The 25,316-nt window shown below is 42.2% G+C and carries 21 protein-coding genes and 4 tRNA genes; 6 read left to right on the forward strand and 19 right to left on the reverse strand.

Translation table 11 applies throughout. From position 1 onward, the window contains the following. Window positions 1-143: 143 nt before the first annotated feature. Window positions 144-734 (reverse strand): DUF2726 domain-containing protein, encoded by a 591-nt coding sequence (locus tag F9Y84_RS14390; protein WP_125251563.1) that lies wholly within the window; start codon window positions 732-734, stop codon window positions 144-146. Window positions 735-1,154: 420 nt separating this feature from the next. On the opposite strand from F9Y84_RS14390, the gene F9Y84_RS14395 reads away from it, so the two are divergent. After that, window positions 1,155-2,129 carry a PD40 domain-containing protein gene (locus F9Y84_RS14395; protein ID WP_147391234.1) on the forward strand — a complete coding sequence of 325 codons (975 nt, stop codon included), beginning with the start codon at window positions 1,155-1,157 and terminating at the stop codon, window positions 2,127-2,129. A 539-nt stretch (window positions 2,130-2,668) separates the two neighbouring features. Here F9Y84_RS14395 and F9Y84_RS14400 read toward each other — a convergent pair. The 14 genes from F9Y84_RS14400 to F9Y84_RS14465 all read right to left on the reverse strand — a co-directional run bounded on the left by F9Y84_RS14400 (window position 2,669) and on the right by F9Y84_RS14465 (window position 15,056). Beyond that, complete coding sequence (locus F9Y84_RS14400) at window positions 2,669-3,754, reverse strand: alpha/beta hydrolase (RefSeq protein WP_147391233.1); 1,086 nt, start codon at window positions 3,752-3,754, stop codon at window positions 2,669-2,671. Between the two features lie 300 nt (window positions 3,755-4,054). Then, complete coding sequence (nth, locus tag F9Y84_RS14405) at window positions 4,055-4,735, reverse strand: endonuclease III (protein WP_208723425.1); 681 nt, start codon at window positions 4,733-4,735, stop codon at window positions 4,055-4,057. A 108-nt stretch (window positions 4,736-4,843) separates the two neighbouring features. Continuing rightward, window positions 4,844-5,476, reverse strand: coding sequence for an endonuclease III (gene nth, locus F9Y84_RS14410; RefSeq protein ID WP_147391232.1), 633 nt, complete (start codon window positions 5,474-5,476; stop codon window positions 4,844-4,846). Between the two features lie 71 nt (window positions 5,477-5,547). After that, window positions 5,548-6,249, reverse strand: a complete 702-nt coding sequence (locus F9Y84_RS14415) for an electron transport complex subunit E (RefSeq protein WP_147391231.1) — start codon at window positions 6,247-6,249, stop codon at window positions 5,548-5,550. Beyond that, window positions 6,246-6,881, reverse strand: coding sequence for an electron transport complex subunit RsxG (gene rsxG / locus F9Y84_RS14420; protein ID WP_147391230.1), 636 nt, complete (start codon window positions 6,879-6,881; stop codon window positions 6,246-6,248). The genes F9Y84_RS14415 and rsxG overlap by 4 nt, the downstream gene beginning before the upstream one ends. Continuing rightward, entirely contained in the window at window positions 6,878-7,939 is a 1,062-nt protein-coding gene (gene rsxD / locus F9Y84_RS14425) for an electron transport complex subunit RsxD (RefSeq protein ID WP_147391229.1), read from the reverse strand. The genes rsxG and rsxD overlap by 4 nt, the downstream gene beginning before the upstream one ends. Beyond that, on the reverse strand, window positions 7,936-10,749 hold the full coding sequence (rsxC, locus tag F9Y84_RS14430) for an electron transport complex subunit RsxC (protein ID WP_168756768.1): 2,814 nt from the start codon (window positions 10,747-10,749) through the stop codon (window positions 7,936-7,938). The genes rsxD and rsxC overlap by 4 nt, the downstream gene beginning before the upstream one ends. Before the next feature lie 9 nt (window positions 10,750-10,758). Further along, window positions 10,759-11,313 (reverse strand): electron transport complex subunit RsxB, encoded by a 555-nt coding sequence (rsxB, locus tag F9Y84_RS14435; RefSeq protein WP_125251571.1) that lies wholly within the window; start codon window positions 11,311-11,313, stop codon window positions 10,759-10,761. 3 nt (window positions 11,314-11,316) lie between these two features. Next, the gene (gene rsxA / locus F9Y84_RS14440; RefSeq protein ID WP_128730139.1) at window positions 11,317-11,898 is read right to left on the reverse strand and encodes an electron transport complex subunit RsxA; all 582 of its coding nucleotides are present in this window, start codon (window positions 11,896-11,898) and stop codon (window positions 11,317-11,319) included. 646 nt (window positions 11,899-12,544) lie between these two features. Further along, window positions 12,545-14,488 (reverse strand): EAL domain-containing protein, encoded by a 1,944-nt coding sequence (locus F9Y84_RS14445; RefSeq protein WP_125251573.1) that lies wholly within the window; start codon window positions 14,486-14,488, stop codon window positions 12,545-12,547. Window positions 14,489-14,675: 187 nt separating this feature from the next. After that, a tRNA-Asn gene (locus F9Y84_RS14450) sits at window positions 14,676-14,752 on the reverse strand. 23 nt (window positions 14,753-14,775) lie between these two features. Further along, window positions 14,776-14,852 (reverse strand) — tRNA-Asn (locus tag F9Y84_RS14455). Between the two features lie 29 nt (window positions 14,853-14,881). After that, window positions 14,882-14,958, reverse strand: a tRNA-Asn gene (locus F9Y84_RS14460). 21 nt (window positions 14,959-14,979) lie between these two features. Then, window positions 14,980-15,056 (reverse strand) — tRNA-Asn (locus F9Y84_RS14465). Between the two features lie 1,159 nt (window positions 15,057-16,215). On the opposite strand from F9Y84_RS14465, the gene F9Y84_RS14470 reads away from it, so the two are divergent. Together F9Y84_RS14470 and uvrB are read left to right on the forward strand one after the other, a co-directional pair. Next, window positions 16,216-17,592, forward strand: coding sequence for an MATE family efflux transporter (locus tag F9Y84_RS14470; protein ID WP_128732452.1), 1,377 nt, complete (start codon window positions 16,216-16,218; stop codon window positions 17,590-17,592). Beyond that, the gene (gene uvrB, locus F9Y84_RS14475; RefSeq protein ID WP_125251575.1) at window positions 17,592-19,595 is read left to right on the forward strand and encodes an excinuclease ABC subunit UvrB; all 2,004 of its coding nucleotides are present in this window, start codon (window positions 17,592-17,594) and stop codon (window positions 19,593-19,595) included. The genes F9Y84_RS14470 and uvrB overlap by 1 nt, the downstream gene beginning before the upstream one ends. 72 nt (window positions 19,596-19,667) lie before the next feature. On the opposite strand, the gene F9Y84_RS14480 is transcribed toward uvrB, so the two are convergent. Both F9Y84_RS14480 and F9Y84_RS14485 read right to left on the reverse strand, forming a co-directional pair. Next, window positions 19,668-20,261, reverse strand: a complete 594-nt coding sequence (locus F9Y84_RS14480; RefSeq protein ID WP_125251576.1) for a porin family protein — start codon at window positions 20,259-20,261, stop codon at window positions 19,668-19,670. A 138-nt stretch (window positions 20,262-20,399) separates the two neighbouring features. Beyond that, entirely contained in the window at window positions 20,400-20,762 is a 363-nt protein-coding gene (locus tag F9Y84_RS14485; protein WP_147390684.1) for a hypothetical protein, read from the reverse strand. Window positions 20,763-21,023: 261 nt separating this feature from the next. Here F9Y84_RS14485 and F9Y84_RS14490 point away from each other — a divergent pair, with 261 nt between their 5' ends. Next, complete coding sequence (locus F9Y84_RS14490) at window positions 21,024-21,527, forward strand: winged helix-turn-helix domain-containing protein (RefSeq protein ID WP_147390683.1); 504 nt, start codon at window positions 21,024-21,026, stop codon at window positions 21,525-21,527. A 56-nt stretch (window positions 21,528-21,583) separates the two neighbouring features. Beyond that, window positions 21,584-22,297, forward strand: coding sequence for an SIR2 family NAD-dependent protein deacylase (locus tag F9Y84_RS14495; protein ID WP_147390682.1), 714 nt, complete (start codon window positions 21,584-21,586; stop codon window positions 22,295-22,297). A 4-nt stretch (window positions 22,298-22,301) separates the two neighbouring features. On the opposite strand, the gene F9Y84_RS14500 is transcribed toward F9Y84_RS14495, so the two are convergent. Continuing rightward, window positions 22,302-22,955, reverse strand: coding sequence for a hypothetical protein (locus F9Y84_RS14500; RefSeq protein WP_125251580.1), 654 nt, complete (start codon window positions 22,953-22,955; stop codon window positions 22,302-22,304). Window positions 22,956-23,099: 144 nt separating this feature from the next. Here F9Y84_RS14500 and F9Y84_RS14505 point away from each other — a divergent pair, with 144 nt between their 5' ends. Further along, window positions 23,100-23,948, forward strand: coding sequence for an HDOD domain-containing protein (locus tag F9Y84_RS14505; protein WP_125251581.1), 849 nt, complete (start codon window positions 23,100-23,102; stop codon window positions 23,946-23,948). A 61-nt stretch (window positions 23,949-24,009) separates the two neighbouring features. Here F9Y84_RS14505 and metK read toward each other — a convergent pair whose 3' ends face one another. After that, complete coding sequence (gene metK, locus F9Y84_RS14510) at window positions 24,010-25,161, reverse strand: methionine adenosyltransferase (RefSeq protein ID WP_125251582.1); 1,152 nt, start codon at window positions 25,159-25,161, stop codon at window positions 24,010-24,012. Between the last annotated feature and the right edge of the window lie 155 nt (window positions 25,162-25,316).

The raw sequence follows: 25,316 nt of genomic DNA on the forward strand, positions 1-25,316 counted from the left end.
TCTTCAAAAGCTGAATGAAGAGCTTGTTCTATATTCACAAAAAATCCGTAGTTAGTTGCCTAGCTACGGATTGTGCATGATCATTTTGATCGGTCAACCGATCAACTTCTTAACTGATCAGCATTAGGCTAGTGCCCGTTTTGCTAAATTTCAGCCAATTGGGTGGATTGTGCCTTTGCTTGTGAAGGAGATAATACCGCGGGTTTGTATGTGCGGTTTCTGGTTTTCTTCGGCATTTCCACTTTTTGTCCTAACTTGAACAAGATAGCAGCTCTGACTTCTGCGCTTTGGTAGCCGCTTTTGATCTTCATACGAATGTGCGGAATACCAGCTGACTCTAACGCGCCACTGACAAACCAATCCTTTTGCGCTTTATGGCCGTTTTTATTGGCGTTATTAACCAAGTCAACAGCGGCAACAATTTTCAGTGTTTCTTTATCTACAAGCACGTAATCAAGCTGCTTGTTTTTTGCTTTAGTCACCGCGGCACGGCGTGCTTTTTGTGAAATACCAGGTTTACATTCAATTACATCAATTAGCTTTATCCGACTTACAATTTTATACTTGTCGCCAACAGCACGTTCTAGTAAATGCAGAAACGACGCTTCGACAGTAGTAAAAACAGATTCTTTGCGGTTGAACGGATAAGGATTGCCACCCACATCGGTGTACTTAGAAGCGACAATGGAAGCAACGACCACTAGAGCCAAGATAGCAAGTAACGCAAATTCCATAAAAAACTCCAAATCAAAAAAATGACATCTGTGTTTTTATAAGCAATAGCTGTGCCAGAAAAGAGCCGAAATTCGTAGGTGATAAATATTTGGGCGGTGAGCAAGTCACTGAGAATAAGCAGCTATGGTGTCTTTCTGCTGATTTATGTGGCATAACATACACTGTATTAGCGCTATGTCGCTCAAATACATGATAAATTACTGTAAAACCAACCCGACTTTTAAAAATTAACGTACCTTAATAAGGTATTTTTTTATTAAGTTTCTGTATATCGCTAAGTCATGTAGGGTTGTCGTTTTTTCAGTTATGTTTTGAGAATATTATTTGGCGACAAAGTTACTTTTCAAGAAGTTCGATTCAACACACATACAATTATCAAAAAGTAAATAAAGTGTACGATAATAAGAAAGGATATTTATATGATAAAGCGTAAAGCAGTCGCTAAAATAGGGTTATTGATTTCCGCAATTTCTGTGCATTGGTCAGTACAAGCTGATGACAAGTTAGCTATGATTTTAAACAACCTAGAGCCAAGTTTATTTGCGCCAAACATCGTATCGACGAATCAATTTGAGTACGGCTCTAGTTTGTCTCCAGATGGTAAAAAGTTTGCGTTTGTTAGAGCGTTAGCCCAATTTTCACACAGTGCTCTAGTCATTTCTCATAAACAAGGGGGTGCTTGGCAAACCCCAACATTACTTCCTTTTAGTGGCGAATTTCACGATACTAATCCGTACTTCTCCAAAGACAGTAACACATTTTATTTTACTTCCAGAAGGCCGGTAGATAATGTGGAAAATGGCACCTTTCAGATGTGGCAAGTCAGCTATGATGGTGATAAATTTGGCCAACCCGAGTTAGTGCCTGGCAAAATTAACGGAGATCATACTGTGATCTACCCAACTGTACACACTAATAAAGATATCTACTTCTCATCTATTATAAAAGGAACGACGGGCAGCGTAGACCTTTTCCTTTCTAAGTACCACCCCGATGGATATCAAGCGCCAATTGAGATTTCAGAGCTCAATTCCACAGCAAGTGATGCTGACCCTGAGGTTTCAACGGACGGAAAACTACTATTTTTCACGTCAATGAGACCGGGGGGCTTTGGTCACTACGATTTACATGTATCGGTGAAACAAAAAGAGGGTAAGTGGGGAAAACCGATAAATCTAGGCGATAAAATCAATTCGCGCCGTATGGACTCAGATCCGATTCTATCAGCTGATGGTAATACTTTGTTTTTCTCCAGTGATAAAAACCCAGATGTGAAAGCTGTAAACAATTATGATGAATTGCTTCAGCGACAGGGAAGGATCCATAACGGCCTTATGAATATTTATAGCGTTGATATAACTGAGTTAAACCAACACCTTCGCGAGAAAGGCTAATTTGTTAGCGCAATTGCAGGAAAATGCTAAGCGCTACAAGCGCTAGGCTGCCGTGTCTTAGAACTGCGCTGCCTAGCACCATTATACCAACTAGCCTCGATACTTGCTCAACTTGAAGGAGTAAATCTGACGCTAACTGCGTTATAAATTTCTTATTGAGAACAAATAAATAGCATAGTTTTTGCCTTGCCTACATGGATGTAGGCACTTCAGCGATAGCAGGGCGCGATAGTGGTGTTATCAACGATACTTTCTCGCCTAAAAACAGATCAATTAATTAAGGTAATTAGTGGAATGGACTCTCTACTCCCCATCGGCGTCATGATGCGCCATATTAGTTTGGGGTAAGTTTTCGCATAAACAAAGCATAGAGAGTCACATGAATAAAGTAACAATAGACTTAGATATCGCCAAGGACATTTTCACCTAGCTTGGTTAGATAGTTATAATTATGCGCAGCCTCACGATGCACTATCTTGAGGCAACGTAATTCTACCAATGAGCTTTACAAAATCTGGGGTAGTTATAGATTAACTTGACTATTCAACAGTTAGATTTTGCCTCTCTACTATATAATCAAAGGTTATTCCGGATAAATTTTGTCCACCAACGGTTACATCCCAAGCGCCATGTCCAGCACCTTCTAAAGTAACAAGCACGTTATGAATACTTAAAGAATCATAGATTCCTTGTAATTCTATTGCTTCAGAATATGGTGTAGATGGATTCGCATCATTAGTACCATGCGCCATGAAAAGTTCAGGGTCGTCACTGTCATATAAATACGCTCCATACACATCTTCGAACAGGTCTAGTTTTACATTTGAACCCCAAAAATAAACCATGTTTTTTACGTCATAGGCCTCTTGTATGTTTGTTGTTGCAAGTGTAGGGTCGTTATTAATTGATATTTCGTCTCTAAAATCTTCTAGGTTTGATATACCTAGTGTAATTGCTGTAATTGCCCCTGCTGAGGCTCCGCCAACAGTGATGTAATCAGTGTTTATGTTGTAGATGCCCGCATTTGCTACTATCCAACGAAGAGCGGCTTTTGCGTCTCTTTGAGCCATATACATAGCGACAGCTTGTTCAAACTGTTTTATCGTTTCAACACCTTGGAGAGCATGTTCAATCCACTCTTGCGGTGCAAGGCCTTTAAAGTAAGAGAGTAACTCATCTTGAGGCATGCTTGTTCTCGTAATTAACGCTTCGGCTGTTCTATAATCTATTGAAATAAAAACCCACCCTCTTGAAGCATAGTAACTTGCCATGTCTACGATTTCTGGTTTAGTCTTTGTGCCCCCGGTAAATCCACCACCATGAATAAACATAAAAACAGGTCTGTTGGTAGAGCCATTACTAGGGTAATAGACATCTAATTTAAGCGGAGTTGCAACAGCTGTTGTACTTGAACTCTCGTGTCTAAGCCCTTCTGCATATGTAACATCTTCATCTACAAACGTTACATAAGTCGATTCAGCTTTAACGATAGGAATACTATTATCTGGTTCGGGAACAAATAAAAAAGGCGGAGAATCTATAGCATCGCTGCCTCCACTGCCGCAGGCAGTAAGTGCAGTTAAGAAGAAGAAACTACACACCAATAGTAAACGATTACTGAACATAAAGCCCCCCAACTCAACTACAGATTGATCAAATCATAGCTCATAATAATTAAAGCTGCTTGGGGGAAGGTTATTTACATAACTTTACTCGTCTCATTTTTTAGGTGCTCTTCCCCTGAAGAATATGAAATCTGATGTCAATCGGCTAGCAGGTGCCTAGTATTAGGGGAAGATCGCAACAGCGCAAAGTTTCCCCTTCATGGTCATAATTAAAATTAACGACAAACTTAATCAAACAAAAATGCAGCTGTTATCACATAGATTGATGCCCACCTTTTAGTGGGCACTTTTTATTGAAAGTTATTTCTTTTTGGCTTGCTCTTTCAGAATTTCATTTATGAAGCTCTTGCGGCCATATTGGCGAGTGATAATACATTTATCTAAGTCAAAGCCTCTTGCAGGGCAATATTCTCTGCCATAGTAAATGATTTGAAGATGAAGGTCGTTCCAACGTTCTTTTGGGAAAAGGCGTTTTCCATCTTTTTCTGTTTGCTCTACACTTTTGCCATTAGATAGGCCCCAACGATACATTAGACGATGAATGTGTGTATCGACTGGGAAAGCTGGCACGTTAAAGGCTTGTGCCATTACCACTGATGCCGTTTTGTGACCTACACCTGGCATTGCTTCGAGATCTTTAAAATTCTGCGGCACTTCACCATTATGCTGATTGATAATCATCTCAGAAAGGTGCCAGATACCTTTTGATTTCATTGGTGATAAACCACATGGCTTGATGATTTCTTTGATGTCATCGATACTCATTTTTATCATGTCATAAGGGTTATCAGCTTTCGCAAATAGTTTTGGCGTGATCTGATTTACACGTTCATCAGTACACTGAGCAGATAGTAATACTGCAACTAATAAGGTGTATGGATCTTTATGATCAAGAGGGATAGGAACTTCAGGATAAAGTTTGTCTAGAATTTCGATAATAGCCTGAACTTTTTCTTTTTTTGTTATTGACTCACTCATCATTTGTTTCCTGATTCGTATGTTACTTTATGAATATAGGTTTTTACTATTCAAGCAGTCTTGTTGCTTAACATTTACAGATTCTTCTTAGTTATTCCGTAATTTGGTTTTCTAAGCAGCTTTGTCTTTAAACTCACATAGATCTTCAATGAGGCATGAACCGCATTTCGGCTTGCGAGCTGTACATACGTATCGACCGTGAAGAATAAGCCAGTGATGGACATCGACTTTAAACTCTTTGGGAACGACCTTCTCTAGCTTTTGCTCTACTGCAACGACATCTTTACCCATCGCGAACTTGGTGCGGTTAGAGACGCGGAAGATATGGGTGTCTACGGCAATAGTTGGCCAGCCAAAAGCGCAGTTTAATACTACGTTTGCGGTTTTTCGGCCCACCCCTGGCAATGCCTCTAAGGCTTCTCGATTTTCAGGGACTTCGGAACCGTGTTTGTCGACAAGAATTTGACACATCTTATAGACGTTATTGGCTTTTGAATTAAATAAACCAATAGTTTTGATATAGTCTCGTAAGCCCTCAAGGCCCAGTTCCAAGATTTGTTCAGGCGTGTTGGCAACAGGAAAAAGCTTGCGAGTGGCTTTATTCACCCCAACATCTGTAGCTTGCGCTGAGAGGGTAACGGCCATGAGTAGCTCAAATGGTGATGAATACTCTAACTCAGTTTCAGGGTGCGGGTTTTCGTCCCTTAATCGCGTGAGTATTTCTATGCGTTTTTGTTTATTCATAAGATTTACTTGCTAAGCTCAATAACGGTTTTGCTAGCAGCGACAGTGACGGTGTCGCTGCGAACCTAGGGCTAATTTAGGTTTGTAACTCGTGCTCTCGGCCCTTTAACTTGCTCGGGAGCTGGCACCGCGTTTTTGGTTTTGATTTGGTGGTCGATGACATTTTTAGCGGCGATAAGCAACCCCAGACCTAAGAAGGCGCCTGGTGGTAAAATTGCAACCAAAAACTGGTGATCAAAAGAGAATACTTCGATACGTAGCACACTTGCCCAGTCACCAAGCAAAAGCTCTGCACCGTCAAATAAGGTACCTTGGCCTAAAAGTTCACGCATGGCGCCGAGCACAAACAATACCAATGCAAAGCCTAAGCCCATCATTAAACCATCCCATACTGACAATAGCGGTGTATTTTTTGAAGCAAAAGCCTCCGCTCGGCCAATGATTGCACAGTTAGTAACAATTAAGGGAATAAATATCCCAAGGGACTGATACAGACCAAAGGTATAAGCATTCATCAGGAGTTGGATCACGGTGACAAACGCTGCGATTATCATAACAAAAACTGGGATCCGAATGTCTTTGGGTACCCAGTTTCTGACAACAGAAACCGTTAAGTTAGAACCGACTAGAACCAACAATGTGGCAATACCAAGCCCCAGTGCGTTAGTCACAGTTGAAGTGACGGCAAGCAGCGGACATAGCCCTAATAGCTGCACTAATGCAGGGTTATTTTTCCATGTACCTTCCAGGTACAGTGATTTGAGTTGGCTCATTGTGATACCTCACAAGTATTTTTCGCATCAAATAAGGCGTCAAAGTGTGTTTTGGCGAACCAAGCCGCTTGATTTACTGACGTAACCACAGCGCGTGGGGTAATGGTTGCGCCAGTGAAGGCATCAAACTGACCACCATCTTTTTTCACATTCAAGTGTGGATCAGCTTCACTAGTAACGTTGACACCATTAAAAGTTGTTACCCAGGCAGACTTTGCCAGCTCAACCTTATCACCTAGCCCCGGGGTTTCCTCATGACGTGTTATACGCACACCAGAGATCACTCCTTCTCGGTTAACAGCGGTTAGAATATCGATATTACCGCTATAGCCTCTTGGCGTGATATGTCGTACCAGCAACGCCGAAGGCGCACCATTAAGTCTAGCGCGATAAATTGTATGCGGCCCTTGCGGTCCTAATTCAGGGGCGTTGCTGGTGGTACAATCAAGATAAAGTGTATTGTCATATTGATCTTTGGCAATCACTTGAGAAAGTAACTGCATAAGGTGTTGCTGCTCTTGATTTGCTATTTTATCTTTGGTGATGTCGTTGATCAGTGCTACTGCGCCCGTGGTTGCCAACGCAAATGCAGCTAAGATCAAACCGTTTTTCTGCATCGATTGAATTATCATGAATTTGCTCCGTGGCCATAGGTGCGTGGTTGAGTATAATGATCAATCAGTGGCACAGCCATATTCATTATCACGACGGCAAAAGCAACTGCGTCTGGATAACCACCAAATTGACGGATCACATAAACAGTTAAGCCAATCGCTGCGCCATAAATTAAGCGCCCAAGGTTAGTTGTTGAGGCTGAAACAGGATCGGTTGCAATAAAAAATGCGCCTAGCATAGTTGCACCGCTAAACAGGTGGAAGAGAGTACCAGGTTCTGATTGCGGCGCAATAATGTAGCCAACTCCGCTGGCAAGGCCAAGGCTAACGATAAAAGATACTGGGATGTGCCAATTGATCACTTTGGCCTTTAAAAGATAAAGCCCACCAAGTAAAAAGGCTAAGTTAACATATTGCCAGCCCAACCCCGCGATTTCACCAAAGCCGATATAGCTCATTGCTTCTGTTACCGTATACCCTTGCGATACAGAAGTTTTTACTGAATCTAGCGGTGTGGCACTAGTCGCGCCATCAATGACGCTTGTGCTCCACTTATCTAAAGTCACGCCTTGAGAAGTTGCTTCAGTGAATATCATCGCAAACTGATCAGCCAAGCTTAGTGTTTGGGTTACTATCTCTTGAATCGGAGACCAAGAGGTCATTTGTACAGGAAAAGAAATCAGCAATAGTACGTAGGCAGCCATGGCTGGGTTAAATAGGTTAAACCCGAGTCCACCGTATAATTGTTTTACGATGGCGATAGCAAAGAATGCACCTATTACTGTCACCCACCAAGGTGCCAGTGGTGGCACGCTGATGGCAAGTAGTAGTGCTGTCAGCCAAGCGCTACCATCACTCAAACTTGGCCATATTGCACGGCTTCTTAGTTTCAGTACGGCAGCCTCGGTAAGACTCACAGTAATCAGGGCTAACGCTAGCTGGATTAATACGCCAAAACCAAAAAAGTAGGTTTGCACTAGGATCCCAGGAATACAGGCAGCCATAACCGTCATCATAATTTTGCTGACTGACTTGTGGCTATGGTTATGCGGGGATGAAGCCATGGTTAATTTCATGACGGTTCATTTCCTTCTTGTTCTTTGGCTTGCTTTTTCGCTTTTGCTTTTGCAATTGCGGCTTTAACTGCGGCTTTTTTACGGGCCTCGGGAGTTTGGGTATCAAGCTGCGCCTGCTCTGTGTCCGTGCTTTGTTGCTCCTCTAACGGTTCAACCGTGCTGTCGTTTGCTTCTTCAGCTTGTTTAGCTGCTTTTTTCGCTTTAGCACGTGCAATGGCGGCGGCCACAGCGGCTTTACGAGGGTCAGCTACGTCATCAGTACTTTGCACAGCCTCGCTCGGTTCAAGCGTGTTGTCGTTTGTGTCTTCTGCCTGTTTAGCAGCTTTTTTCGCTTTAGCACGGGCAATGGCGGCGGCCACAGCGGCTTTACGAGGGTCAGCTACGTCATCAGTACTTTGCACAGCCTCGCTCGGTTCAAGCGTGTTGTCGTTTGTGTCTTCTACCTGTTTAGCAGCTTTTTTCGCTTTAGCACGGGCAATGGCAGCGGCCACCGCGGCTTTACGAGGGTCAGCTACGTCATCAGTACTTTGCACAGCCTCGCTCGATTCAAGTGTTTTGTCGTTTGCTTCTTCAGCTTGTTTAGCAGCTTTTTTCGCTTTAGCACGGGCAATGGCGGCGGCCACTGCGGCTTTACGAGGGTCAGCTACGTCATCAGTACTTTGCACAGCCTCGCTCGGCTCAACTGTGTTGTCGTTTGCTTCTTCTGCTTGTTTGGCAGCTTTTTTCGCTTTAGCACGGGCAATGGCGGCGGCCACAGCGGCTTTACGAGGGTCAGCTACGTCATCAGTACTTTGCACAGCCTCGCTCGGCTCAACTGTGTTGTCGTTTGCTTCTTCAGCTTGTTTAGCTGCTTTTTTCGCTTTAGCACGGGCAATGGCGGCGGCCACAGCGGCTTTACGAGGGTCAGCTACGTCACCAGTACTTTGCACAGCCTCGCTCGGCTCAGCTGTGTTGTCGTTTGCTTCTTCTGCCTGTTTAGCAGCTTTTTTCGCTTTAGCACGGGCAATGGCAGCGGCCACAGCGGTCTTTTTGTCTTCAGGTGCTTGATCAGAAGAAACCTGTTCTTGAGCGGCTGCTTTTTTCGCTTTGGCACGAGCGATAGCGGCGGCTACAGCATCCTTTTGGTCAACACTACTTACTTGCTCGGTTTTCGCTTCTTTATATTTACGTGCCTGTGCTTTACGTTTCTCTCGCTCCTGCATGATAGCGCTGTTATCAGGCTCAAGTTCGCCGTTTTCCCCACGCTTGGCTTTAGCACGTGCTATGGCAGCTTGTACTGCGGACTTGTCTGATTGTTTATCTTTTACACGAGCCAGTGCTTCTTGCACTTTTTCTTGCTCTGCTGCTTTTGCTGGTGAGCTGGGTGAGCGGCGTTTGTGTTTATTCTGTCGCTCTTCTTGTTCTCGCTCTAGTCGCGCTTTTCTTGCTTCAAAGCGCTCTTTAGCACGCTCAGCTTTAACCTGCTCAAGTTTTTGTTCGCGAATATCAGCTTTCGCTACTCGGTAATATTGCACCAAGGGAATTTCGCTTGGACAAACGTAAGAGCAAGCTCCGCATTCAATACAATCAAACAGGTTATACTCTTCTAACTTTTCATATTCTTTACCTTTGGCAAACCATTGTAGTTGCTGAGGTAGTAGGCTCTGTGGACAAGCATCGGCACAAGCACTGCAACGAATACAAGCTTTTTCTTCCCCAGGAATGGCCAACTCTTTATTGTCTGGTGCAAGAATACAGTTTGTTGTTTTTACGACAGGGATCCTAACCGAGGGGAGGGTAAAGCCCATCATGGGACCGCCCATAACTACCCGTTGTGCGTCAACAGGAGAGAAGCCTTGTGAGTCTAGAAGATGTTTTATTTCTGTTCCGAGTAAAGCCCAGACATTATTTGGCTGGCTGATAGTATTGCCTGTGACAGTAACAACACGCTCAATCAAGGGTTTCCCTTCAAAAACGGCTTGCCAAATAGCAAATAGTGTCCCCACATTTTGCACCAGTACCCCTATATCAGCTGGGATCCCTGTACTTGGCACTTCTTTTGATGTGAGTAGTTTAACCAGCTGTTTTTCACCGCCAGATGGATACTTTGTTGGAATGCTACGAACTAAAATATCTTGATTGTGCTTCGCTGCGGCTGATACGGCTGCAATGGCTTCAGGTTTATTATCTTCAATACCAAATAATATTTTTTGAGGCTTTAGGATCTGTTGTAAAACCTCTATCCCTGACACAATTTGTTGCGCATGGTCACGCATCAGGCGATCGTCAGCGGTAATATAAGGCTCACACTCAACACCATTAATAACCAAAAACTCGATTGGCTTGGGGCTATCGGCTTTTACATAGGTTGGAAAGCCTGCACCGCCCATTCCTGCAATACCGGCTTGGTGAATTATTTCAATAAGCTGGGCGTTATCGAGAGAGGAAATATCACGGATAGGTGTTAATTCTATCCATTTATCCGCACCGTCTGGACGTAAAATAATACTTAATTCAGGTATAGCTGAAGGGTGCGCAGATGGCATCGGCGTAATGGCTTCAACCACGCCCGACGTCGGCGCATGAACCGGCAAAGACCAATTGGTGCCTGGAGCAGTTAGCGCTTGTCCTTTTAATACGTGATCACCGACATTTACCAGCAAGCTGCCATTTGCCCCTATATGTTGCTTTAATGGCAAAATGAGTTTTTCAGGCAGGGGCAAGCGCGAAATAGGGTGTTGGTTAGATTGCGCTTTTTGCTCTGGTGGATGAATGCCGCCTGGGAACTGCCACAGTTTTCCGCTTTCTATTTGTTCAAGTAATGTTTCCACTTAAACCTCTTAATCAATCTGTGTCACAGGAATGGCATCAAGTTGCCACTTCCACGTTTGTTTGGTCTGTGCAACCGGTACCATGTCGATACAATCTACTGGGCAGGGTTCAACACACAGATCACACCCTGTGCACTCGTCAATTAGTACAGTGTGCATTTGCCTTGTTGCACCAACGATTGCATCGACAGGGCAGGCCTGAATACACTTGGTGCAGCCAATACATTCATCTTCGCGAATATATGCTACTTTCTTAACCGGCTCAGCTTCTTCGCCACCGGCCAGTGGTTTAGCTTCGACACCCATTAAGTCTGCAAGTTTCTTGACGGTTGCCTCGCCGCCTGGAGGGCATTTATTCACCTCATCGCCATTCGCAATCGCTTCAGCATAGGGGCGACACCCTGGATAACCGCATTGTCCACATTGTGTTTGCGGTAAAATCGCATCGATTTGTTCTACAATTGGGTTGCTTTCAACTCTATATTTTACCGCGGCGTAGCCCAGCACGATCCCAAATACCAATGCTAGCGCCCCTAGCGCAAGTAATGCATACATTAACGTCATATTTTAAAACTTAACTAATCCAGAGAATCCCATAAATGCAAGAGACATCAAACCTGCGGTGATCATCGCAATAGATGCGCCCTTAAATGGACTTGGTACGTCAGCCACCGCTAAACGTTCACGTAAAGCGGCAAATAATACTAACACCATAGAGAAACCAACCGCCGCACCAAAGCCATACACTGCTGATTCCAAAAAGGTATGATCTCGCTTGATGTTGAGTAAGGCAACACCAAGCACTGCACAGTTTGTGGTGATAAGGGGTAAGAAGATCCCGAGTAAACGGTACAAAGTTGGGCTAGTTTTTCTCACAACCATTTCAGTAAACTGCACCACTACGGCGATAACAAGAATAAAACTCATGGTTCTTAAAAAAGTTAAATCGAGCGGTAGCAAAATATATTGATTTACAAGGTAGCTGGTAACTGAGGCAAGTGTAAGCACAAAGGTTGTCGCCAAAGACATACCCACAGCAGTATCTAACTTACCAGAGACCCCCATAAATGGGCACAATCCCAAAAATTGAACTAAAACGAAGTTATTCACTAGCACGGTGCCAATGAGCAACAAAATGTACTCGGTCATTCTTGCCTCTATAACTTACTCACGATTCAAAGCTTTTTGCACTATGATATTGCCGTGATAGTTAATCATAAAAAGAACCAGCTTGATGTAATACCAATGAGTCTTAATACTTGCTCAATTTGAAGGAGTAAATCTGACGCTAATTACGTTAAAAGTTTCTTATCTAAAACAACTAAATAAGAAGTTTTCTCACCTCAAAATAGTCACTTAATCAAGCGAATTGGTATAAGTGCAGACTCTGTTAGTGTTTTAGGTATATTCCTTAGAACAATACCACCTCTACTCAATATCATTGCTGTGTTTATCGCTGCCAGTTCGCACTACAGCACCATATCTTAGTCTACGTCTATTGCCACCCTTGGGTTTAGCTGGTTTACCAAAACTGTGGTAAGACCTAGTTTTAAAAAGTGTAGCTAAAAGTTAAAAGCTATTAAAATCATGGTGTTATTTTCTGCACTTGCTGACAATCTAGTATTAAACACATTGCTTTATCTTCCATGTTTATCTTGTTGATTTAAAAACATGCGAGGATAAATTGAAATGATAATCCTTGCCAATAATAACACAGAATGTATCTGCTTTGGCAAATTGTCGCTCATTAGAGGGGAGGGCAAATGTTGCCCTCATAATTTGAAGACAGTAGAGTCTAAATTTCTTTTGGCTTTTCTATATAATAGCCTTGCACACCATCGAGACACAATGTTTCAACAATATGCTTTTCTTCTTGACTTTCAATACCTTCCGCGAACACATTAACACCAATTCGGTGGGCAAGATCGACCATCAGGCGCATAAAGTATTGGTTGTTTTTATCTTCTTCAAGTCCTCGAGTATAGCTAGCATCCATTTTTATATAATCAGGTTTCAAGTCTCTGAAGAATTTAAATGATGTCAAACCGACACCAAAGCGTTCGACTGTGATCCGAGCGCCTGCTCGATGTACCATGTCAATGAAGCGCTTACTGGCTTTGATATTTTGTTGCAAACCAAATTCACTGACCTCAAATACCAATTTGGAAGCAAGATTTGTTTCTTTAAGGAGACGACGCTCTAACCAGATCACAAATTGATCGTTATGGGCGCTTGATGCAGTTACATTGATACCAAAGTATTTTTCATTGAAGTTTCGGGTCTTTATCGTTTCCAAAGAGGTATCAATGATCAACTGATCAATCTCGATAGCCATTTCTAGTTTTTCTGCCATGGCAAGAAAGGAGGCCGTCGGTAGCATTTGACCTTCCTCCGTTTTAAAGCGAGATTGTATTTCAGCATAAGCTTTTGAATTTTTGCCAATTGGCATAATGTTCTGCATCATCAAACTGACACGTTTGCTGGCTATTACATCACGGATCACACGACGCCAGTTTTGGTTGCCAAATCCAGCGCTAACATTATTCACCAGATCCGACTCTCGTTGTATATGCCACGCGTTGGCTTGCTTGCTTTGTGCCATACTCATGGCGTTATCAACAACAGACAGAAGTTCACCTAATGGTTTACCGTTTTCGTATGGAACAATTCCTGTATTTGCAACCGAAGACAGTTCTTGATTTTGTTGGAATTGAGTGAATCGTGATTGTAACGTGTCGCCAAACTCTTCTGCTTCTTTACTTGGCACATTGGGTAAGATAACGGCAAAGTCAGAGCTATTTAGTCGAAAGACTTGGCTGCCAGCATAAGTACCAGTGACATGCTTGATAATATCCGAGACTGACTTAATGTATTCATCGCCTTTTTGATAGCCACGAGTTTGGTTTATGACTTGTAATTCGGAGCAGCGTATCATTGCTAACGATCCAAACGCTTTTTTGGATGAAGACTCTATATATTGCTCATAATACTCAACAAACATGTTACGGTTACCAAGCTCTGTAACCACATCTTTATAAGCTTCTTGCTTGATTGAATGTGCTGCATTTTTGATGTCTTCTTGTTTCGACTTTAAAAAGCTCGCCAGACGCTTAAAAGAAGGGGTTAGCTCTTGGCCAAGTTCTGCTACTTTGCCATCATTAAAATCAAACTCTATGTTGTCAGTGGCTTGATTTTGCGTGATATACGAGTCAACAGCACTCGCCACTGTCATACTGACATTTCGGTTGAGCTTTTTGTACACACCTTGCATGAAAAAGACAGGAATAAAAGCAAGCAAAGCTGAAATAACGAGAAGCAGCAAAAGTGCTTGTTGCAATAACTGCGCCTGGCTCTGTGCATTTATTAAAAATTCAATCTTAATGTCTTTACTATCATTGACTGCAAATTGTGGACGGATCGCATTGATGTAGGTTTCTATAAAGTCAGCAACGAAAGGAAGGTTCGTCGGTGTATTAACTTGTAGAACGGTATTACCATCAAAATCTCGTACAATGAAGGTTGAAAATACCTCGCCGCTGTTTAGGGCCTGGCTAATGTGCTCTGGTGTTACTTCTGATAGCTTTTTGTCTTTTATGTATTCTGTCACCATGGCATGTGCACTTTGTTGTGCTTTACTAATTGCTGAGTCGAAACTAGTGGCGAAAAAAAAGCTACTAATCAAAGAGAGTAATAACCATGAGGTGACTTGGAGTATGATGAGTTTTCTAAAACCAGCCATAGTACGCTTCTTAAAGAGGATTATTCTGATAGTATCGGGTGTAGTGCCAAATTCTTTATCAAATTCATCAATTTAATTATATATTTTTGATGTGTTTAGAGAGTTATTGTTATATAAGATAAAGCACTGAAAATAATGATTGTAGGGTAGTGTAATTAGGCAGAAAAGTCTAATAATTTATTGGAAGTGGCTCCCCCTCCCCGACTCGAACGGGGGACCTGCGGATTAACAGTCCGTCGCTCTAACCAACTGAGCTAAGGGGGAATCTTAAGTAGATAATTATTGTATGGCTCCCCCTCCCCGACTCGAACGGGGGACCTGCGGATTAACAGTCCGTCGCTCTAACCAACTGAGCTAAGGGGGAAATACAATACAGACTAACCAAGTTTAATTTGGCTCCCCCTCCCCGACTCGAACGGGGGACCTGCGGATTAACAGTCCGTCGCTCTAACCAACTGAGCTAAGGGGGAATAGTCAAAAATGCGAGAAATTGGCTCCCCCTCCCCGACTCGAACGGGGGACCTGCGGATTAACAGTCCGTCGCTCTAACCAACTGAGCTAAGGGGGAAGCGTGTCTCTCAACGGGGCGAAATATTAATGACGACATTGCAAGGTGTCAACTACTAAAATCACAGAAACGTAAAAAACTCTATTAAGCGATGAATTTATGCACTATTTGAGGTCTTTTTGTGACTTTATGACATTGCAACGTACAAATTTGCGCTATGAGTTTAACGCTATTAGCAGTGAAACTGTTAAATTATCACGCGCCCGTATTTAGCTCTTCATATCTCTTAGGTCATTTCTTGTTCTGTGGCTTCAATTTTACGATAGAATTTATGAGTGAAGAAAATTAACATATCTCAACGGTGTTGTATGTATATACAGTATCGAGTGGGGTTTTATGTATTTTTTGAGCGTTTTGCTTGAATAATACGCTTAACAGCTTATTTTATGATGTTTACTTACGATCTGTGGTTGTAGTCAGGAAGCCAAAGTTGTGATCATAATAATCTATGTGAGGCGCGGTATTGGCCAAGGTAATGAATGCAACCATATGTAGTTTGTTATCCCCACCTTGTGAGATTAAAAATCAAAGGGTTACACTTAATCCTATAAAAAACAATGTGTTGTGTGGGTTTCCCTTCAAGTTTTTGCTGAATATTCAATAATGTTGAATCAAGGTTAGTATAGAGATCCAATTTGATCCAGTTACGATTTTAAATGCGATCATTTGGGAGAGTGGTAGGATCGCATTTTGGATAGGCTGGATGCCTTTATTCTATTGGCTTAGCGAGACTTATCCACGGAATCTGTGGATAACATTGTTTATTATTATTTGAGAAGTATTGCAAGACTATGAAATTAGGGCGCTATAGAGGTTGCAAGTAAATTTTGAAAAATATTTAATATTTTAAATATCAATGGGTTATATTTATTTGGAAGTTTTTGTTTATTTGTTGTTCAGTATGAAGCTTTTATGAACTTTCAAGCCATAGGGCTGTGCAAAAAACATGCTGCTTTAGCGCTGGTATTGTAACTTTTTTGTCAAAACTAGTGGATTCGTAATTCTTAGCAAGAAAAATCACTCCCTTAATATTTATTTAGGTTTTAATGGCAAATATTCGCTATTTTTATTTTGCAGAACCATGTTGACGTATCCTGCATAGCGTCAACGTGTTGAATAGCATACAATGAGCCGCTTAACATATCAGAAATAGGTTGTTATGACTCAAGCTAAGTCTAATTTCAATGGTAATGATATCCTTCATGGTGATATTGGGGCAACGTTAAAGCGCATGACGATCCCAATGATATTCGGCATGATCACCTTAATGACCTTCAATCTTGTTGATACCTTTTTCATTAGTATGCTCGGCACCGAGCCGCTAGCCGCTATTAGTTTTACGTTTCCGGTCACTTTTACCGTAATTAGTTTGGCCATCGGATTAGGAATAGGCACTTCCGCTGTTATTGCTAAAGCGCTGGGTAGCAACTTGCTAGAGGAGGCTAAGTTTGACGCTGCCGTTGCAATCATCATTTCGGCGTGTTTTGTTTCGATGCTTTCACTGTTGGGTTTCACCTTTGTTGACGAAATATTTATCTTGCTAGGTGCAAGTCCGGTCGTCATGCCTTTTATTCATGATTACATGTCGGTGTGGTTTATCGGCTCTATTTTGCTAATTACGCCAATGATTGGTAATTCGGTTTTACGTGCCAGTGGCGATACCAAGACACCGAGCCTCATCATGGCTCTTGGCGGCTTAGTAAATGCAGTGCTGGACCCGATATTAATCTTTGGCCTTGGGCCTATTGAGCCGATGGGGGTTAAGGGGGCAGCGGTTGCAAGTGTGTTGTCGTGGAGCTTGGGCGTTAGTATTATTCTATACTTACTGATTGTTAAAAAGCGCTTGATTTCTTTATCTGCAAAATACGCGAGTTTTTTTGCTGTGGCGCAAAAAATTCTAAAAATAGGATTACCAGCAGCGGGGGCGAACATGTTAACGCCATTAGCGATGGCGGTGATGACGGCGGTGATAGCCAGTTATGGGCCTGAAGCGGTTGCAGCTTTTGGTGTGGGCAGTCGTATCGAGTCGATAGCAAGCCTTGTAGTGTTAGCGTTATCAATGACGTTACCCCCTTTTATCAGCCAGAACTTTGGCGCTAAGCACTATCAACGTGTTCGCGATGCGTATACACACACGCTTAAATTCGTACTCGGTTTTCAATTTTTTGTGTATATCTTATTGGTATTGAGCGCCTACTATATTAGCCATACTTTTGGCAATGAGCCCGCTGTCGTTGAAACTATCCAGTTATTCATTTACATCATGCCATTAGGATATGGCTTACAAGGGGTGATCATTTTAACCAACTCATCGTTTAATGCTTTGCACAAACCAATGAATGCACTCATGCTTAGTATTATTCGATTGTTTGTGTTTTATGTACCTATTGCCTATCTAGGCTCCCAGCTCGCGGGCTTACCTGGGCTATTTGCAGGGGCTGCTTTAGGTAATCTGTTTACGGCAGTGATAGCTTATAACTGGTTTAAAAAAGCAATTGATGAGATTGTGCAAAGTGAGCTTCAAAAGGAGGCGTAATGGAAGATAAATTTCAGCTGGTTTCTGAGTTTAAGCCAAACGGCGACCAACCAACGGCGATAGCTCAGCTTTGCGATGGTCTAGAGAGTGGGCTTGCGCATCAAACTCTGCTAGGTGCCACAGGAACTGGTAAAACGTTTACCATGGCTAATGTGATTAATAATCTCAATCGCCCGACGATTATAATGGCGCATAACAAAACTTTGGCTGCACAGTTATATGGCGAAATGAAAGAGTTTTTTCCTCATAATGCCGTTGAATACTTTGTCTCTTATTATGACTACTACCAGCCAGAAGCCTATGTGGTTGCGAGTGATACGTTTATTGAGAAAGATGCTTCGATTAATGAACATATTGAGCAAATGCGACTTTCGGCAACGAAGGCACTACTTGAGCGCAGAGATACTATTATAGTGGCGTCTGTTTCAGCTATTTACGGCCTTGGCGACCCCGACTCATATATGAAGATGATGTTGTTACTCAAAGTCGGGGAGACGATTGATCAGCGTGATATGCTCAGAAGGCTTGCTGAACTACAGTACACACGAAATGATATGGATTTTAGTCGAGGCACATATCGTGTTCGTGGAGAGGTCATTGATATTTTCCCTGCTGAATCAGAAACCATTGCCGTTAGAGTGGAAATGTTTGATGATGAAATTGAGCGGATCAGTCTATTTGACCCGTTAACAGGTGCTGTTGAAAAGCATTTGATCCGAGCAACTATTTACCCGAAAACACACTATGTGACACCGAGAGAAAAGATCCTTGATGCCATTGAACGGATCAAGCTTGAGTTAAAAGAACGTCGAGCGCAACTACTGGATAAAAATCGCTTAGTAGAAGAGCAGAGAGTTGCTCAGCGTACTCAGTACGATATTGAAATGATGACCGAGCTTGGCTATTGTTCTGGTATTGAAAACTACAGTCGTTATTTATCGGGACGAGCTCCGGGTGAACCACCACCGACACTTCTAGATTATTTGCCGGACGATGCGTTGATGATAATTGATGAATCTCATGTTACCGTCTCGCAAGTTGGGGCTATGTATAAAGGCGACAGAAGTAGAAAGGAAAACTTAGTCGAATATGGCTTTCGATTACCTTCAGCACTAGATAATAGACCATTAAAGTTTGAAGAGTTCGAGGCGATTTCACCACAAACGATATATGTGTCAGCAACGCCTGGAGATTATGAACTGGACAAATCCAGAGGGGATGTTGCGGAACAAGTGATCCGTCCTACTGGTTTGCTGGACCCTGAAGTGGAAGTGCGACCAGTTGCAACCCAAGTCGATGATCTTTTGTCAGAAATCTATCAGCGTGTAGGTGTTAATGAGCGAGTACTGGTCACAACATTGACCAAAAGAATGGCCGAAGATCTCACCGATTATTTGAACGATCATGATGTTAAGGTACGTTATTTACATTCAGATATCGATACGGTGGAGCGAATGGAGATCATTCGAGATCTGCGCAAAGGCGTGTTTGACGTGTTGGTAGGTATAAACTTGCTACGGGAAGGCTTGGATATGCCTGAGGTTTCCTTAGTCGCAATTTTGGATGCGGATAAAGAAGGGTTTTTGCGTTCAACACGTTCATTGATCCAAACCATAGGCCGCGCAGCACGTCATCTTCATGGCAAAGCCATCTTATATGGAGACAGAATCACCAATTCAATGCGTCAGGCCATTGATGAAACTCAAAGGCGCAGAGAGAAGCAACAAGCCTATAATGAAGCGAATGGCATCATACCGACGGCGTTGAACAAAAAGATCACTGATGTGATGGATTTAGGCGAAGAGGTTGCAGACGATCAGGTTGTAGATATTGACGTTAAGTTCAAGCCTGGCATGCCAGCCATGGATGCAAAAGAAATAGCAAAAGAAATCGATAGGCTAGAAGCCCAGATGATGAAGTTTGCCAAAGAGCTTGAATTCGAAAAAGCGGCTCAAGCACGAGATCAGGTGCAAATTCTACAAAAACGTTTGATTAAAGCGTAGTGAGGGGTTGCTGCTACAGAGCATAAAAAGCATGTGAGAGTCACATGCTTTTTTATTGGTCGGGGAGTTACTTTAGAATCGATAGCTTATACCTAACGCTAAGTTAGAGGTATCTAAATCACCCATATCAAGGTATTTGTAGCCAAGGTTAACTGCCATGCCATTGTCCCAGTCATATTGCCAGCCCGCTTCTGCAACAAATCCTATCCCATCATCGCTGACCAATTTGGTATTACCTTGAGTGATCTCGTAGTCATAATAGTTGGCACCTAATTTACCGTAGAAGTAGCTATTGTCCGAGACTTGATAATAGCCTTTCGCGGCAACGACAAAGTTGTCAAAGTCGAGGTTGTTTGCACCTAAACCGAACAAGGTTTTATTGTTTTGGGTGCAGATGAATTTGCGGTCGTTTTCATCCTTACATTTCCAGTCATCAAGATCTTCTCCACTGTTGTATCCTACCTCTAAAGCGAAAATTGGGGTGAAGTGATAGTTATAATATAAATAGGCTTGACCAACACCATCACCGTCTTGATTGGAACTTTTATAAGAAGCTGAGCCACCAGAAATATCCAAACCAATGCGATGAGTTTCATTACTTTGTTCAGCAAACGAAGATAAGCTTGTTGCTAGCAATGCAACAGATAAGAGCGCGTTAAATTTCATAATCAATGTCCGTTGTAGTTAACTTGAGGACAGTATAAGCAGAGCGGTTGTCAAGGTCTGTTGTAGGGCTGTCATAAAATGTAAGAAGACGTCTGTTTTTATGGCCTTTATTTTACAAATAGCGACAGTCTTAGTTGGCTAAATGGCATTTTGTTGGGCTTTTAACTGGAGATAATTCACTATCGTCATAACTGTTAATGTTGCTGCTATAAATGCACTCCACACGTGATGGATCACGATATGGCTGGCTATAAATAAAGGAAGGTCGTGCCAACCGTCAATAAGTAGTAATTTGGCGAGCAAGATAACGTACCCGAATAGCTGGGTGATGAGCGCGATTTGATAGAGTTGACAAAACTTGGTCTTAACCGCTGAGCGCAGCTCAATAATATTGCGCTTAATAAGTAATAAAAAGCAAGCTGCAAGCACTATTGTTAAGCCACTTAGCCCCAGTAATGAAGTCTTAATTAACACGATAGAAAAAGCGAAAGCAACCAGCATAACTAAGCTCACAAGTTATTGAGTGGTAAGCTTATATGCAGTTAGGTTTATAGTCTATTCGATTTATTCTAAGGATTTGGTAGTGATTTTCTGAATGATCACTCTATACTAACCCTCGATTTTATCAATAGTTTGTAAACCGATGTAACATTGCTATATATTTTAGTTGTCTGTTTAGCTATAAATGCAATGCTATGTTGTAGCACACACAAATAAAACAATAATTATTACAGTTATTAAGACCAAGTTGGGACTAGGGAAATGAAATTCGCTTTTAAGGATTTTTTGTTTGATAGCAAAGAACTTAAGCTTTATAAAGATGATCGAAAGCTAAACCTAAAACAAAAACCCGCTCAGATTTTAGAGCTATTTTTATCTGCTCCACAAACCATTCACAGCAAAGAAGACATACTAGAAAAAGTATGGCCAGACAGAAAGGTGACTGATCAGGTTGTTTTTCAAAATATAGGCCATTTAAGAGCGCTGTTTGGTGATGATGCGATCAAGACTTTTTCGCGTAAAGGGTATCAGTGGCAAATCCCTTGTAGCGCTTTCGATGGAACCGTTGAGCCAGAATCACAACCAAAAACAACGGAAACAAGTGAGCCAGCTTCGGATGTTTCTGAATCTGCTGACACACCAAAAAATCAACATGATAGTCAAGTTGACACGATAACAGTAGCGAAGCCTAGCAATAAGTTACCATTGTATGTTGCAGCGACGGTTGCAATCGTTGCGCTGGTTGCATACTTTGTTTTAATCTAATCAAGTTTGTGATAACTCGTGTTTAGGTTGAGTCGATTTTTACAGATGGTAAACCAATGAAAACGTTATATATCACCGGAGCAGGGGTCAGCGCGCAAAGCGGTATTCCAACATTTCGAGGTGAAGATGGCTTTTGGACAATAGGTTCTGCTAACTATACACCTCAAGAAATGGCTACTCGCGCGATGTATAAATCCAATCCCGGAGAGTTTCTAAAGTGGTATTACCATCGTTTTGTTAGCTATCGCAACCATGGGCCAAACCCTGTACATCAGTGGCTGAGTGATAAAAATGTTATCACGCAAAACATTGATGGTCTTGATGGTAAGGCAGGAAACAAACAGTATATCGCTGTGCATGGTCGAGTAGATCAAGTAACGTTGTTTCATACTCAAGGTGAGTCGGTTGAGCGTTATTCTGCACCTTGGGATGACGTTGATGAAAGTCAGTTAGCTGAGTCATTGTTAGCGGTGTTTAAGATCCCTAAGAATGGCCCGCAAAAAGGTCACTCACTAAAGCCTTATGTGTTGTTATTTGACGAATATTACACTGACCTTTATCAGATCAGCGAAGCACAACGCAGAATGTATAGCGCAGAACGGATAATATTTATGGGTACTTCGTTTAGTGTGAACATTACGCAAATGGCATTAGATATTGCTAGACAAAACAACATTCCAATTGAAGTGGTTGATCCTAACCCCGTTCATCTATTTCACAACAACGTTACTTATCACCGTATGACAGCAACGGAGTATATCTCAGGCTAATCTGTTAATGGTTTGATTTATAGTATGTCGCCAAGAGAAACTGTTTATAGTCACTTAATCGATTTTGCTGTCGTAAATGTGACTCAATGACCTTGGCATTACTAGCTTGAATGTCGGTTTGTCTGCGTTCCACTTCAATTAATCCCAATAGCGCACTTAGCTCTTGGATTGCGAGTGCATCAATATTGGCATTAAAGGCTAAATAACACTCTAGCGGGGTCAACTGCTTGTCATTTCTATGACTAATGGCGTTTTGTAAGATTTCTCGACTTTCGAACAGTAGCAGTGTTTTTAGATAGTTAAGGCCATTTTCCGATGCCGCAACGGTTGATAAGAATATATGCAAAATGGTATTTCCCTGTTGGTTGCTGCACATAATTTGCGACGATAGGATAAGAGGAGACGAGAAAAAAGAGAACTTTTCCAACGAATTGATTGCACCTAGTAGCGGCGTTGGAAATTCGCCACCTTGGAGACAAAGCGTTGCGATATCTTGGTAATGGCCGTACAAGGCATCATTATTTTGTGCGCTTTGAAATAGAAATTTGAGTACTTCTACTTTTCCCTCAGTAGTGGACTGACAATACATCGCTTGTATTTTGGTGATATCTGCGCTTTTCAAAGCCAGTAAAAACGGCGTTAGGCTGTTTTTCGACATCAATTGTAACCTTGTATCATTATTTTCGTCATATCATAGTTTAGCAGCTGTCTAGTTTGCGCCAAAGCCTAGTGATTTGTACAGAGATACTGCAAATATTTCTTGATGAACTAAACTTTGGAATATCTAAGCTGAGGTAGCCCAATGATCGATATAGACGACAAAGTGCTAAATGATTTACGTGGTGGATTTAACCTACCTGCTAAACCTGAAATTCTGCAAGCACTTCAAAATGAATTATCAAAATCAGAACCTGAATTATTTGCTGTTGCAAACATAATTGCTGCAGATGTCGGTGCGTCTGCTGCGGTATTAAAAGTGATAAATTCACCGGCCTATGGCCTTGCTCGTACTATTACAGATATACGACAAGCGGTGATGTTTTTGGGAGTAACTTGTATTACGCAGTTGGTAACAGGGTATTTGCTTAAAAACGCATTTGAGCAATCAAAGTGCTGCATTTCGCTGCAGCAATTTTGGGACAATGCAGCTGATATATCAAAGGCTGCACTTGTCGTCGGTCACTACTTAAAGTCTTCATTACCTTTAGAGAATTTACAATTACTGGGGCTATTTCATGATGCAGGGATCCCTGCAATGGCGGTAAAATATCCTGACTACGCTGAGGTGATAAAGCTATCAATAGAAAGGCCAGAACGAACACTGATTGATTATGAGCAGCAGAAATATCCAGTGCCACATACAGTGGTTGGGTATTTTTTAGCAACCTCATGGCACTTACCCAGAGAAATATGCCAAATGATTTTGCGTCATCATGATGTCAGTTACCTTGAAGAATCAGAAAAAAATCCACAGCATGCACAAACATTTGCTGCTTTAAAGCTCGCCGAAAACCTATGTTTTGAGGCAAAGCACTTTAGAAGTTCAGCAGATTGGCACTTGTTTAAAGACAAAGTCATGATTGAACTAAATATTCATGAAGACGAATATCAAAACTTAAAAGATGATGTTGATGAGGTATTTATCGGGTGAGTATATTTTGTCTGGGCAACAAAAAAGGCGCATATAGCGCCTTTTCTCTGAATAGCAGGGCTTATAGACCTGCTGCTGCACGTAGTGCGTCAGCCTTATCTGTTGCTTCCCATGGGAACTCTTCACGACCAAAGTGGCCGTAAGCAGCAGTAGGTTGATAAATTGGACGTTCTAGGTCAAGCATTGTGATCAGACCATAAGGACGTAGGTCGAAGTGTTCACGGATAAGCTCGATTAGACGAGATTCCTCAAGCTTAGCTGTACCGAATGTTTCAACGCTGATAGATGTAGGCTCTGCCACACCGATTGCGTAAGACACTTGGATCTCACACTTGTCTGCAAGGCCGGCTGCAACAATGTTCTTCGCAACATAACGTGCCGCGTACGCTGCAGAGCGGTCAACTTTTGATGGATCTTTACCAGAGAATGCCCCACCACCGTGACGAGCCATGCCGCCGTAAGTATCTACGATGATTTTACGACCAGTTAGACCACAGTCACCCATAGGACCACCGATAACGAAACGGCCAGTTGGGTTGATGAAGAACTTAGTTGCTTCAGTGATAAGCTCAGCTGGTAAAGTCGGCTTGATAATAGTTTCCATCACTGCTTCTACTAGGTCGTCTTGCGATACTGAATCACAATGTTGAGTAGATAAAACCACAGCGTCGATACCAACCGCTTTACCATTTTCGTACGCAAATGTTACCTGAGACTTAGCGTCAGGGCGTAGCCAAGGTAATGTACCGTCTTTACGAACTTGTGCTTGGCGTTGCACTAAACGGTGTGAGTACGTAATTGGCGCAGGCATAAGTACGTCAGTCTCGTTACACGCGTAACCAAACATTAGACCTTGGTCACCAGCACCTTGCTCTTCAGGGCGAGTACGATCAACACCTTGGTTGATGTCTGGTGATTGCTTACCAATGGTATTTAGGATTGCACATGAATCCGCATCAAAACCCATGTCAGAGTGGGTATAACCAATTTCACGCACAGTTTTACGAGTTAATTCCTCGATATCAACCCAAGCGCTAGTCGTGATTTCACCACCAACCATAACCATACCGGTTTTAACGTAAGTTTCACACGCAACACGTGCTTTTGGATCTTGCTCAAGGATGGCATCTAGAACCGCATCAGAGATCTGATCGGCGATTTTATCCGGATGACCCTCAGAAACAGATTCAGAAGTAAATAAATGTTTAGCCATTGTATTTATGCTCACAAATATTGCGCTTCACAAACATCAGGAACAGCGCGAAAAATTAAGGGGCGTATTCTAACCAAAAAACCTACCCATTGACTAGTTATTTTACGCCTAGACGTCCAAAATTGTTCAATCTTTTTTAATGGTCAGAAAAAGTC

The sequence above is a fragment of the Pseudoalteromonas peptidolytica genome (assembly GCF_012641745.1).
Classification (GTDB): Bacteria; Pseudomonadota; Gammaproteobacteria; order Enterobacterales; family Alteromonadaceae; genus Pseudoalteromonas; species Pseudoalteromonas peptidolytica.